Origin of the sequence: Peribacillus kribbensis DSM 17871, assembly GCF_000430765.1 — a bacterium.
GTDB lineage: Bacteria > Bacillota > Bacilli > Bacillales > DSM-1321 > Paraperibacillus > Paraperibacillus kribbensis.
The window spans coordinates 189536-202587 of the sequence record NZ_KE387237.1; the positions used below are offsets into that span (position 1 = coordinate 189536).

The window sequence follows — 13052 nt, forward strand, 5'->3', positions numbered from 1 at the left end:
TATTTTGAAATAGTAACACAATTAAAGGGAATTCCTGAGAATGGGAGTATGAGAATTTAAATGTTTGAAATTTTATAAAAAATTTTTATATTTGGCAAGTTTTTGTGTATCCGTTTTCTTGACGCTAAATGGTGGGAGGAGTAAAATGAACATGTTAATAAGATGTTACAAAACAATGATAATTGTAGTTTTGTAGCGAATATCCTATTAAAATGGGATATATTCACATTTTGTGCATGCACAGCCAAATCTCAAGGGGGTATTACAAGCTTATGGCAGGAAATCGGGAGTTTGCCAATCGAAGGCTGCATTCGTTACTGGGGGTTATTCCACTAGGTATCTTCGTTATTCAGCATTTAGTGGTGAACCACTATGCAACCAACGGAGTCGAGTCGTTTAATAAAGCGGCGAATTTTATGGGAGGACTTCCATTCAGGATTTTTCTCGAGACATTCATCATTTTTCTTCCTTTAGCTTACCATGCAATTTATGGAATTTACATAGCGTTTACAGCTAAGAATAATGTTGGCCGTTACAGCTATTTCCGTAACTGGATGTTCATGCTTCAGCGTCTGACTGGCATCATCACGCTGATCTTCGTGGCCTGGCATCTATGGGAAACCAGAATTGCTGCTGCAAGAGGCAGTGACGTGAACTTCGATATGATGTCCAATATTCTTGATAATCCGTTTATGGTCGCTTTCTATATCATTGGGATTGTATCGACAACTTTCCATTTTGCGAACGGTTTATGGTCTTTTGCAGTAACATGGGGATTAACTATATCACCGCGTGCTCAAAGAATCACAACCTATGTAACAATGGTCATTTTCGTAGCCCTTTCTTATGTAGGCATCAGCGCGATCCTGGCATTTGTTTAAGAGATTCGCAGTTCGAGAGAATATCGCGCAGGTCATTTTACTAGCATGCCTGCTTGAACCTTGAAAAGGAGTGACAGACTTGAGTAATGGAAAAATCATTGTAGTCGGCGGCGGTCTGGCCGGCTTGATGGCAACTATAAAAATTGCTGAGCAGGGACATCAGGTGGAACTGTTCTCGGTAGTTCCAGTAAAAAGATCCCACTCTGTTTGTGCCCAGGGCGGCATAAATGGAGCTGTTAATACAAAAGGGGAAGGGGACTCCCCATACATCCATTTTGATGACACGATCTATGGCGGGGATTTCCTTGCAAATCAGCCGCCGGTTAAGGCGATGTGTGAAGCTGCTCCTTCCATCATCCATATGTTTGACCGTATGGGCGTAATGTTCAACCGTACAGCGGAAGGTCTGCTGGATTTCCGCCGCTTCGGAGGAACACAGCATCACCGTACAGCGTTTGCCGGTGCTACAACTGGACAGCAGCTTCTGTATGCTTTGGATGAACAGGTCCGCCGTCATGAAGTAGCCGGCCTTGTAACGAAGTATGAGGGCTGGGAATTTCTTGGAGCCGTTATTGATGATGAAGGAGTCTGCCGCGGTATTACTGCCCAGAACCTTAAAACGATGGAAATTAAATCCTTCGCTTCAGATGCGGTGATCATGGCATCCGGTGGACCGGGAATCATCTTTGGGAAATCCACCAACTCCATTATTAACACAGGTTCTGCTGCATCCATCGTCTATCAGCAGGGAGCCATCTATGCGAATGGTGAGTTCATCCAGATCCACCCGACAGCACTTCCAGGTGATGACAAGCTCCGACTGATGAGTGAATCTGCACGCGGTGAAGGCGGCCGTGTATGGACCTATAAAGATGGAAAGCCTTGGTACTTCCTTGAAGAGAAATATCCTGCTTACGGAAACCTTGTTCCGCGTGATATTGCAACACGTGAGATCTTTGACGTGTGTGTGAATCAAAAGCTTGGAATCAACGGCGAAAACATGGTCTACCTTGATCTTTCCCACAAGGATCCAAAGGAACTGGATATCAAGCTTGGCGGAATTATCGAAATCTATGAAAAATTCATGGGTGAGGATCCTAGAAAAGTACCAATGAAAATCTTCCCTGCTGTTCACTATTCAATGGGCGGCCTTTGGGTAGACTATGACCAAATGACCAATATTCCTGGACTATTTGCTGCCGGTGAGTGTGATTATTCCCAGCACGGTGCAAACAGGCTTGGGGCAAACTCCCTTCTTTCTGCAATCTATGGCGGAATGGTAGCAGGGCCGAATGCATTGAAATATGTGAATAGCCTGAATAAAAGCTCTGAAGATGTTTCTTCTTCAGTGTATGACCGCCATGTTAAAGAGGAAGAAGCGAAATGGAACAAAATCATGAGCATGAACGGTACAGAAAATGCTTATGTGATCCACAAAGAGCTTGGTGAATGGATGACGGATAACGTAACAGTGGTCCGCTATAATGACAAGCTTCTTGAAACAGATGCGAAAATCCAGGAGCTTCTGGAACGCTATAAAAATATCAATATCAACGATACGGCTAAATGGAGCAATCAGGGAGCTTCCTTCACACGCCAGCTTCAGAACATGCTGCAGCTTGCACGAGTGATTACCCTTGGTGCCTATAACCGTAATGAAAGCCGCGGAGCTCACTATAAACCTGATTTCCCGGATCGAAATGATGATGAATTCATGAAAACAACAATGGCCAAATTTACAGGTGCCGCTTCAGCTCCTGAATTATACTATGAGGATATTGATGTATCCTTGATCAAGCCTCGTAAGCGAGACTATTCTAAGAAAAAGGAGAGTTAAGGAATGGCTGAGAACAAAAACGTCCGTTTTATCATTACCCGTCAAGATAATCCTGATTCAGCCCCTTATCAGGTAGAATTCGTTCTTCCTTATCGTCCGAACATGAATGTGATTTCTGCTTTGATGGAAATCCGCAGAAATCCAGTACAGGCCAATGGAGATAAAACAGCCCCAATCACTTGGGATATGAACTGTCTGGAAGAGGTATGCGGTGCCTGCTCCATGGTAATCAACGGCAAACCGCGCCAGGCATGCACAGCCTTGGTTGATCAGCTTGAACAGCCGATCAGATTGGAACCAATGAGAACATTCCCGGTTATCCGTGACCTGCAGGTAGACCGCAGCAGAATGTTTGATTCCTTGAAAAAGGTAAAAGCATGGATCCCAATCGATGGGACCTATGATCTTGGCCCTGGACCCCGCATGCCAGAGAGAAAGCGCCAATGGGCATATGAATTGTCTAAATGCATGACCTGCGGTGTGTGCCTTGAAGCATGTCCGAACGTAAACAGCAGCTCTGATTACATCGGCCCTCAGCCGCTTTCTCAGGTAAGATTGTTCAATGCGCATCCAACAGGGGCCATGAATGCTCCTGAGCGCTTAAATGCCATCATGGGAGATGGCGGAATCGCGAGCTGCGGTATGTCACAAAACTGTGTACAATCCTGCCCTAAAGGCATTCCATTGACCACTTCCATTGCAGCACTTAACAGAGATACCACCATCCAATCCTTCCGTAATTTCTTCGGAAGCGATCGATAATAGAAAGAAAGGGTTTCGGAATAAACATTCCGGAGCCCTTTCTTGTTTACTATATTTTTACAAACTGCCCGACCTGCCCCCAATGAAAAAATATGAGGTTTTTATTTATTACTGAATATAAATTGATTATAATATATGAATGAGTATTCATTCAACTTTGGAGGAGAAGAGATGAGGAAAAGCTCTTATATTGAAAATATGGATGAATGGAAAAATTCATTCCGGTTTTATCATAAAGTCTCTGTCCGATTTTCAGAAACGGATATGTTTGGCCATTTAAATAATACGGTACCCTTCACCTATTTTGAAGAAGCAAGGATCGAGTTCCTTAAAGAGAATGGACTGATGGATGCGTGGCTTCAGCGGGAAAACGACAGCATTCCCGTCGTGGCAGACCTTCAATGCGATTTTCTCGCCCAGGTCTTTTTCGGGGAAGAGGTCCTGATTCATGTAAAGGTCCAATCCATTGGGAATTCTTCAGCTGATATTCATTATATGGGGAAAAAAAGAGACGGGAAAATCGTGTTTACCGGAAGGGGGGCAATGGTTCAGATCTCTAAGAGTACAGGCAGGCCTGTTCCATGGTCCCTGATAGATAAACAAAAGCTGATTCATGGCCTCGAGAAGGAAAGCATGGCGGGGGCTTAAGACGCCTGATGAGCAGGCACGGGATAGCTTCATGCCCGGCAGGGAACCGATTTTACTTTTTTTTTCAGTCGTCCTTTAAGATGAGTCACTTCCTTTGCAGGAGTAACATAAGATATGTTGACTAAATATACACCCATTCCTAGGTGAAAGCTGGTAAAGGCAAGGAGGGTTACCATACTTGAAGGAGAACGAATATACTCATAAGCCATTGCTCACCAAAAGAGAAAGAGAAGTATTCGAGTTATTAGTACAGGATAAGACTACAAAAGAAATAGCAGGCGAACTATTTATCAGTGAGAAGACAGTCCGAAATCATATTTCCAACGCTATGCAGAAGCTTGGGGTTAAGGGCCGTTCTCAAGCCGTAGTTGAGCTCTTGCGTATGGGAGAATTGAAGCTTTAACCGTTACCCATTACTATATTGCCTCTCACAAGCTTGTCACTGGCCTCCATAAATTTGATCAGGCAGCAGGAATAGCAAAGCGATGAAGAAGGAACCACGGATCCTGTTTCATTCGCATGCTATCCTGCTGTTTTTTTATTTGGAGAGCTTTGCCTTAAAAAGATAAAGACCTTGAAATTTAAGGTTATTTAATAGACAATAATGATAAAGTATATTACTTTTATGCTGTAAACTGGGAGCTGTCCATAATTATGAAATTAGAAGAAATGCATGCTTCATCGATCGCTCAAATAGAAAAGGATTTACGATATGTCGCTGCCATCATAAAGCAGAAGGGCAGAGATATATTAACGAATTATCCGATTACGCTTCCTCAATTCTATGCCTTGCAATGGCTGCTTGAGGAAGGGGATATGACGATTGGCGAGCTGTCCAATAAATTATTTCTAGCCTTCAGCACCACTACGGATCTTGTGGACAGGATGGAGAAAAATCAACTCGTTCTCCGTGTAAAAGATACCAATGACCGGAGAGTTGTAAGGATTCATCTGCTTCCGGAAGGAAAGCAAATCATTGACGAAGTGATTGTAAAACGTCAGGATTATTTAAAGAATGTTTTAGAACGGTTCACTGCTGAGGAAGTGGATCATTTAAAATATAGCTTAGGAAAATTACATCAAGAAATGAAAGACGAATGAGGCGAGTTTTTTGAAAGAAGCAATTGGCATTATAGATTCAGGAGTGGGGGGACTTACGGTTGCAAAAGAAGTCATCAGGCAGCTGCCCCATGAAAATATTATCTATTTAGGGGATACGGCCAGATGTCCATACGGGCCGCGCCCTCTCGAAGAAGTCAAAAAGTTTACCTGGCAGATGACCAGGTTTCTGTTGAAGCGGAACATTAAAATGCTGATCATAGCCTGTAATACCGCTACAGCTGCTGTGCTCGATGAGATCCGGAATGAACTGGATATACCGGTTTTGGGAGTCATCTATCCAGGGGCCCGGGCTGCCTTGAAGCTGACCCGCAGCCTGCATGTCGGTGTACTCGGCACAGAAGGGACCATTAAAAGCGGTGCTTATGAAACAGCTCTTAAGAATATTAATCCTCTGACAAGAGTGGAAAGCCTTGCATGCCCGAAATTTGTATCCATTGTGGAAAGCGGGGAGTTTAAGAGTCCGATTGCTAAAAAAGTGGTAGCGGAAACCTTGAAGGCCCTGAAAGGAAAAAAACTGGATACCCTTATTCTCGGGTGCACCCATTACCCTCTTTTAGGCGGCATTATCAGCAACTATATGGGAAAAGACATTGAAGTGATTTCTTCTGGGGAAGAGACCGCCAGCGAAGCAAGCGTTATTCTCCACTTTAACAAACAAATGAATGAAAGCCAGGGAGAACCCGTATATAAATTTTACACAACAGGCTCAAAGGCTATTTTTCAAAAAATTGCTTCCGAATGGCTTGAAAGAAAAATAGACGATGTAGAAACTGTAAAAATAGATTGATGAGAGAAAACGGCAGGACTTTGGATGAATATCCAGGACTTGCTGTTTTTTTATGGAGAGATGAACAGAATTAAAGCCGTTTTTGTCTAATATGGTGCCAGTGATTGAATAAGCAGTCTGTTTGTCCAAAAGTTTTTCTGGGGCGGTCTATTTTTTTCTGAAGGCTCGTATAGATAGTAGTACAAACTGTCACTGGAGGGATTCGAATGTCTAAAGGTACAAAAACAGCCATTGTTTATACCGTGCTGGCATCCTCAGTCATGTTATCCGGATGCAGCCTGTTTGGCGGGGGAGAAAAAGAGATCGACCCGCCAAAGGATGTATCTTATTTAAAGGATGCATCTGAGCTGAAAGATAAAACAGTAACGAAAACCAAAGAAACGGCAAAAGCTAAGGCGGAAGTCAAAACGGAACTCTATCTGATTGACAAGAACGGGTACGTGGTCCCGCAGACCCTCAATCTTCCTGCATCCGAGGGGGTAGCCAAACAGGCTCTTGAATATCTGGTAGCTGCAGGGCCGGTGGAGGAGCTCCTTCCAAATGGATTTAAAGCCGTGCTTCCGGCAGATACAAAGGTGGACCTCGATGTTAATAAGAATGGTGTCGCCACCGCTGATTTCTCAAAGGAGTTTAAAAACTACAAAAAGGAGGATGAACTGAAAATCCTCCAGGCCGTGACATGGACGCTGACTCAGTTTGACTCCATCAAAAAGGTGAATATCAGAATGGAAGGCAGGGAGCTGACCCGCATGCCTGTCAATAATACCCCGGTTTCCAAAGGATTGACGAGGTCTATTGGCATCAATGCTGATACCTCAGGCATTACCGATATTTCCAATACAAGGCCAGTGACCGTATATTATATGGGAGGCAAGGAAGGCAGCTATTATTATGTGCCGGTCACCCGGCGTGTCAGCGATCAAGATAATGACCTTGTGACTGCTGCCTTAAACGAGCTGGTTAAGGGTCCTGCATACAGCTCAGGATTATTATCAGACTTTGTCCCGGAAGTGGCCCTTCTTGATCCGCCAAAAAATAAGGATGGCAGGGTTACGCTTAATTTCAATAAATCCGTCCTGAATTCCACCAAAAATAATCAAGTCTCCAGCTATCTTCTCAATTCATTGGTGCTGTCTTTAACAGAGCAGAAGGGAATCGAAAGCGTAGAGGTCCTGGTGGATGGGAAGCCTAAGATCACCACCGAAAATGGAAAAGCTGTTACAGAACCAGTGACAAGACCGGAAAAAGTCAATACAGGAAGTTTTTAATGGGCGGTTTTTGATATACTATAGCTATAAGGGCGTGAGGCGGGAGATTCCGCCTCTTATTTTGTTATAGCCTAAAATAACTAAGAAAATGACCTAAAGGAGATCCTGCTTTGAGAAATGACGGAAGAAAATATAATGAATTAAGAAGTGTACATATCGAAAAAGATTATCTTATGCACCCGGAAGGCTCTGTCCTGATATCTACGGGAAATACTAAGGTAATCTGCACAGCCAGTATAGAAGAGCGCATCCCTCCGTTTTTGCGAGGTCAGGGAAAGGGCTGGATCAATGCGGAATATTCTATGCTGCCGCGTGCCACACAGCAGCGGACCATAAGAGAATCTTCCAGAGGCAAGGTTACAGGAAGAACTATGGAAATTCAAAGGCTGATCGGCAGGGCGCTGCGGGCTGTCGTAAATTTAGAAGCTTTGGGAGAGAGGACCATCTGGATTGACTGTGATGTTATCCAGGCGGATGGCGGGACCAGAACGGCTTCTATTACAGGTGCATTCACTGCGCTCTGTCTTGCTGTTCATAAGCTTTATGCGGAGAAAAAGCTGTCTGTGTTTCCGATTAAAGATTTCCTTGCCGCTACAAGTGCGGGAATTATCGAAGGAAATCAAATTGTGTTAGACTTGAATTATCAGGAAGATTCTAATGCGCTCGTCGATATGAATATTGTGATGACAGGAAACGGGGAATTTGTCGAGCTCCAGGGAACAGGGGAAGAAGCTGTTTTTACTTATGACCAGCTCCAGGAAATCCTTGGGAGCGCCCGTAATGGCATCGATGAGTTAATATCGCTTCAAAAAGAAGTATTGGGAGAGGCAGCAGAACTTATCAGCAAGGAGTGAAAAAGGTGAAGAGTGTTCTCATTGCAACAAAAAATAAAGGAAAGGCAGCCGAATTTGCCAGCCTCTTTGAATCAAGGGGCTATAAGGTGCTGACCCTTCTTGATATCCCGGATTCTCCTGACGTGGAGGAGACCGGGACCACATTTGAAGAGAATGCTGTAATCAAAGCGGAGGCCATCGCGGCTATTGCCGGCCACTTTGTGGTAGCGGATGATTCTGGCCTGGCTGTCGATGCTTTAGACGGAAGACCAGGCGTATATTCAGCCAGATACGCCGGCGAACAGAAGGATGATCAAGCCAATCTTGAAAAGGTGCTTGGCGAATTGAAGGGGATAGAAGCGGAAAAAAGGACGGCAAGATTTTATTGTGCCTTGGCACTTGCTGTTCCTTCAAAGGAAACCCTGACCGTTTCAGGCACGGTGGAAGGATCCATTACTGAAGCTCCAAGAGGGGAAAATGGATTTGGCTATGATCCCATCTTTGAAGTAAATGGGCTTGGCAAAACGATGGCTGAGCTTAAGTCCCATGAAAAAAATCAAATTAGCCACCGTGCGAATGCTTTGAGCAAGCTTGCAAGTCTGCTGGATCAATTCTTGGAGAGGGAAGCAGAATGAAGGCACTGATTATGAGTGACAGCCATGGCCTGGAAGATGAGGTCATCCTGCTCAAAGAGCGTCATCAGGATGCAGATCTATTCATCCACTGCGGAGATTCCGAGCTGGACTTTGGGCATGAGGCGCTGAAATCCTTGGAATATGTAAAAGGCAACTGCGACTTCGATTCAAGGTTTCCAGAAGTGATCAGCCATAAATTTGGCGATTATCAATTTCTCATTACGCATGGCCATCTTTTCAATGTGAAAATGACTTTGATGAACCTGCAGTATAAGGCGGAGGAAGAGGAAGCAGACATCATCTGCTTCGGGCATTCCCATATTGCCGGCTCTGAGCTCATAGACGGAAGGCTCTTCATCAATCCCGGCAGCATAAGGCTCCCGAAAGGCATCCGTGAAAAAACCTATGTACTGCTTGAGGCTGAAAACCGGGATGTGTCCGTATCCTTTTATACCTTGGAAGGAAAACCACTAGAAACCCTAAGTCAAACTTATCATTTAGGCTGAAGTTGTGTATAATAAATCAGGGAGAAGCAGGAAGAAACAAACGGCTCAACATTTCTCCCTGATTTTTTTGAAAAATAGTGTTGACTTTTGATTGCTATGCCACTATAATAAAAAATGTCGTCAGGGAAACACTTTAAAACATGTCCCAGTAGCTCAGCTGGATAGAGCAACGGCCTTCTAAGCCGTCGGTCGGGAGTTCGAATCTCTCCTGGGACGCTAACTAATCGGGTGCTAAAGCCCGTCAAATCAACCTCTTATATCGTTTGGCCAAACGTTCAGAAACGGTCTTGTAAGAAATTACAACGGATCTTGACTTACTAACCAACCGATATGGGAGGTTTTTTTGTATGGCCAATATTGGATGTGAATATTAATGCGGGAAGGTTATGGAGGAGCTGCCAATTCTAATTTAACCTCATTTAAAAGATTATTATAGGACTTATATAAAAAGACAAAGTATTTTTAAACAAAAATACTTTGTCCGGTAATTATTTACTAAAATACTCGGATGAACACAGCAACCCCAGTTAGCCCTGAGTCAAGGTTCAATACTTGTACAAATCTATTTTCAAGTAAACAAGTTACAGCAGCTCTGTATAGATCCCCCCGACCTAAAGTGTTAGCGCAAGGAGCAGCACTCCCAATCACGGAAGCTTGTACAATTCTGCGCTGAGTTAAAGGTATTAACGAAGTTCTTTCCCAAAGGATTGTTACTACATCAACAGAACCAGTCATTGAATCACCTCTTTTCGTTGTTAATATATTTAATGCAATTTGAGACAGCTTGGTTCAGTCTTTTATCATGCATCATAAAAAAAGGCAAATCTATTATATGAGAAGCCATTTCGGTCTAAGTTCAAAAAATGACTGTTGTCTGAGAGGAAGAAAAGCGATATGTCCCAGTAGCTCAGCTGGATAGAGCAACGGCCATCTAGGCCGTCAGTCGGGAGTTCGTATCTCTCCTGTGACGCTACAGTATAAAAAAGGCTGGTATATAAGGGTTTTACGATTAGATATAATCGTTGTCCGATGTATATCAGCCTTTTTTGTTGTCAGGTTTTTTTTGTACTGCTGAGTCAATCACCTGCAGTAGATTTTTGAGAAAGTTGGAAAGGCTATGACTCTGGATGATATGGTATGATAATTGATAGGCTTTAGCAGGCGGAGCTTAAGATCAAAATGCCGGCTCCAGTCAGACGGAGAGATGAACCTACTTAAAGGCTGGGAATAAGACTTAAGCCAAAGAAATGAGGGAACTTCAATGAAACCAAAAGCGATTGTGTATAAAAAAGTTGATCAAGCAGTATTGGATTTTCTTCAAGAAACATTGGATGTTACCTATTTTGAAAAATTAGATGCACAAACCTATCCAGTTTTTCTTGAAGAACTGAAAGATGCAGAAGGCATATTGGGATCCGGGCTTAAAGTAGGGCAAGAATTGTTAGGACAAGCCCCCAACTTAAAAATAGTGTGCAATACTTCTGTTGGATATGACAATCTTGATCTATCCGCACTGGCTGAGCATGGAGTGATGGCAACTAATACCCCGGATATCCTGAATGATACAGTAGCAGATACTATTTTTGGATTAATTTTAGCTGCGGCAAGAAGGATTCCGGAGTTAGATCAATGGGTAAAAACAGGGCAATGGAATTCCAGCCTGCAGGAGAGATGGTTTGGAGTTGATGTGCACCACAAAATATTAGGAATTATCGGTATGGGAAGAGTAGGGGCAGCCATAGCAAAAAGAGCATACTGCGGATTTGATATGGAAATTTTATATCACAATCGTTCGCGCAACGAGGAAGCGGAGCAGAACTACCATGCAGTCTATTGTTCATTGGAAGATCTCTTGAAACAATCTGATATTGTTTGTTTAATGACGCCTTTAACTCTCGAGACTGAAAAATTAATGGGGAAAAGGGAATTCGAGCTGATGAAAGAGACGGCCATCTTTATTAATGGATCAAGAGGAAAAACCGTTGATGAACAGGCTTTAATCGAGGCATTGAAAACAAAGGAGATTCTTGGCGCGGGTCTTGATGTGTTTGTTCAGGAACCGGTTCAGAAGGATCATCCCCTGCTCACTATGAATAACGTTGTTACACTTCCCCATATTGGCTCAGCCACTCATGAAACACGGTTTAAAATGGCCATGTTGGGAGCGGTTAACTTAGCTGCCGGGCTGCAGGGCGATGTGCCGCCTACCTTAATAAACGTAAAGTGAATGAACTTCTGGAACCATACATAACGATTCTATCAAAGTAGCAAAATAAAGAGACCGTCGATAGGCGGTCTTTGCATAATTGAGAGGGAAGCGATGATTCATGAAATTTTAGCAACGCTATTTCATGTAATTGTTCCGCTCGTTATACCGGTTCTGTCCGGGGGCATTCTCACTAGATTCAATAAGTTGGAAATAAAGCCAATCTTGAACTTTGTTTTATATTATTTCACTCCGTTTTTGATATTCAATACCTTAATCCAATCCGAGGTATCGAGTGAGAATATTTATTTGACTCTGGCATTTTCCCTATTAAGTTTACTATTGCTTTGGGCGGTATCCAATCTATTAGGAAAACTTTTTAAACTGCCATCAAATGATATAGCGGGATTGTCCTTGATTTCTGCTTTTACAAATGCGGTTAACTACGGGATTCCTCTTATATTGCTTGCTTTTGGACAGAATGGACTTGAAAAGGCATCCATTTATATTGTTTTTCAAATGATCTTGATGAATACGCTGGGAGTCTATTTTGCGGCACGTTCCCATTTTACGGTGAAAAATGCACTAAAATCCATATTTTCGCTGCCGGCTATTTATGCAGCTGTTCTGGCGATCTTATGTAAAGTCTTTCACTTATCTCTGCCAAATGGTGTCTCTACAGGTGTGTCCATGATTGCCGATGCCTATCCGCCCATTGTTCTGGCTATTTTAGGAGCGCAGATTGCTAATGTCAAAATAGGGAGTACCAGCAGGGAAATAAAGATCACCTTTTGGATAGGCTTAGGAATTCGATTGTTTATTGGTCCTCTCATTTCTTTATTATGTTTATATCTCTTAGGTATTGATGGCATCATGTTTTCAGTCCTCTTTATTTTATCGTGTATGCCAGTAGCGATAAATGCTGGAATTCTCGCAGAAAAATTTGATGCATCTCCTAAGGTTGTCACCAAGACCATTCTCTGGACTACCCTATTGTCCTTTATCGTAATGCCGGTTTTGATTGTGCTCGTTAAATAGGCAATTTGGTCTCTTTTTTTTGCAGACTTTAAAAAAGTTTAATCGTTTTGTTTTATTTGCATTGCCCATTCCCGGAACTTATAGTAAGATAGAAGACGGTCAAAGTTAGAAAAATGGCCATATACATAAGAGCAGTCTTAATCGTGTCACGTCCCAGTAGCTCAGCTGGATAGAGCAACGGCCTTCTAAGCCGTCGGTCGGGAGTTCGAATCTCTCCTGGGACGCTAACAAAAAACACATTGCTTAGTTTTCTGAGTAATGTGTTTTTTTTTGTTGTTTTTTCAATAGTGCTCTTTGGGCTCCCGAAAGTCAGTAAAACCGATAAAGTCTTGTCCTAAATCAAGGAACCGAAAAAAATAAGGGGAGATTTTCCGGCTAAATGTAAAATGAAACTTGTTTCAGGGGAAATAAGGTGAGGTTTTCCCCTTATAGGAGTAAAATGGCTCCATTTTTTAATTTTTTGAATCAATAGAGGGAATTTCTCCCTTTAATTAAGCACTTTTTACCCATTTTTACAAATTAAGGGGAA

Annotated in this window: 13 protein-coding genes and 3 tRNA genes; all 16 read left to right on the forward strand. The window is 42.9% G+C overall.

Annotation, left to right across the window (positions count from 1 at the left end; genetic code table 11):
* Positions 1-272 precede the first annotated feature (272 nt).
* The 16 genes from H539_RS0112065 (at position 273) to H539_RS0112150 (ending at position 12747) form a co-directional block, all read left to right on the forward strand.
* Positions 273-881 (forward strand): succinate dehydrogenase cytochrome b558 subunit, encoded by a 609-nt coding sequence (locus H539_RS0112065; RefSeq protein WP_026693726.1) that lies wholly within the window; start codon positions 273-275, stop codon positions 879-881.
* Between the two features lie 79 nt (positions 882-960).
* A complete protein-coding gene (gene sdhA, locus H539_RS0112070) occupies positions 961-2718 on the forward strand; it encodes a succinate dehydrogenase flavoprotein subunit (RefSeq protein ID WP_026693727.1) in 1758 nt (585 codons plus the stop codon).
* A gap of 3 nt (positions 2719-2721) precedes the next feature.
* A complete protein-coding gene (gene sdhB / locus H539_RS0112075; protein WP_026693728.1) occupies positions 2722-3480 on the forward strand; it encodes a succinate dehydrogenase iron-sulfur subunit in 759 nt (252 codons plus the stop codon).
* Between the two features lie 171 nt (positions 3481-3651).
* Positions 3652-4128, forward strand: coding sequence for an acyl-CoA thioesterase (locus H539_RS0112080; protein WP_026693729.1), 477 nt, complete (start codon positions 3652-3654; stop codon positions 4126-4128).
* A 178-nt stretch (positions 4129-4306) separates the two neighbouring features.
* Positions 4307-4531, forward strand: coding sequence for a helix-turn-helix domain-containing protein (locus H539_RS0112085; RefSeq protein WP_026693730.1), 225 nt, complete (start codon positions 4307-4309; stop codon positions 4529-4531).
* Between the two features lie 251 nt (positions 4532-4782).
* Positions 4783-5229 carry a MarR family winged helix-turn-helix transcriptional regulator gene (locus H539_RS0112090; protein WP_026693731.1) on the forward strand — a complete coding sequence of 149 codons (447 nt, stop codon included), beginning with the start codon at positions 4783-4785 and terminating at the stop codon, positions 5227-5229.
* A 10-nt stretch (positions 5230-5239) separates the two neighbouring features.
* Positions 5240-6037: a glutamate racemase gene (gene racE, locus H539_RS0112095; protein WP_026693732.1), complete on the forward strand. Its 798-nt coding sequence runs from the start codon at positions 5240-5242 to the stop codon at positions 6035-6037.
* 206 nt (positions 6038-6243) lie between these two features.
* A complete protein-coding gene (locus H539_RS0112100; protein WP_026693733.1) occupies positions 6244-7305 on the forward strand; it encodes a GerMN domain-containing protein in 1062 nt (353 codons plus the stop codon).
* A gap of 110 nt (positions 7306-7415) precedes the next feature.
* Entirely contained in the window at positions 7416-8159 is a 744-nt protein-coding gene (gene rph, locus H539_RS0112105) for a ribonuclease PH (RefSeq protein ID WP_026693734.1), read from the forward strand.
* Between the two features lie 5 nt (positions 8160-8164).
* Positions 8165-8773 (forward strand): XTP/dITP diphosphatase, encoded by a 609-nt coding sequence (locus H539_RS0112110; protein ID WP_026693735.1) that lies wholly within the window; start codon positions 8165-8167, stop codon positions 8771-8773.
* On the forward strand, positions 8770-9279 hold the full coding sequence (locus H539_RS0112115; RefSeq protein WP_026693736.1) for a metallophosphoesterase: 510 nt from the start codon (positions 8770-8772) through the stop codon (positions 9277-9279). Before H539_RS0112110 ends, H539_RS0112115 begins: the two co-directional genes overlap by 4 nt.
* A 142-nt stretch (positions 9280-9421) precedes the next feature.
* Positions 9422-9495 (forward strand) — tRNA-Arg (locus H539_RS0112125).
* A 680-nt stretch (positions 9496-10175) separates the two neighbouring features.
* A tRNA-Arg gene (locus H539_RS0112135) sits at positions 10176-10249 on the forward strand.
* Positions 10250-10540: 291 nt separating this feature from the next.
* Entirely contained in the window at positions 10541-11506 is a 966-nt protein-coding gene (locus H539_RS0112140) for a 2-hydroxyacid dehydrogenase (RefSeq protein WP_026693739.1), read from the forward strand.
* Positions 11507-11599: 93 nt separating this feature from the next.
* The gene (locus H539_RS0112145; RefSeq protein WP_026693740.1) at positions 11600-12523 is read left to right on the forward strand and encodes an AEC family transporter; all 924 of its coding nucleotides are present in this window, start codon (positions 11600-11602) and stop codon (positions 12521-12523) included.
* Between the two features lie 150 nt (positions 12524-12673).
* Positions 12674-12747, forward strand: a tRNA-Arg gene (locus tag H539_RS0112150).
* The last annotated feature ends 305 nt before the right edge of the window (positions 12748-13052 follow it).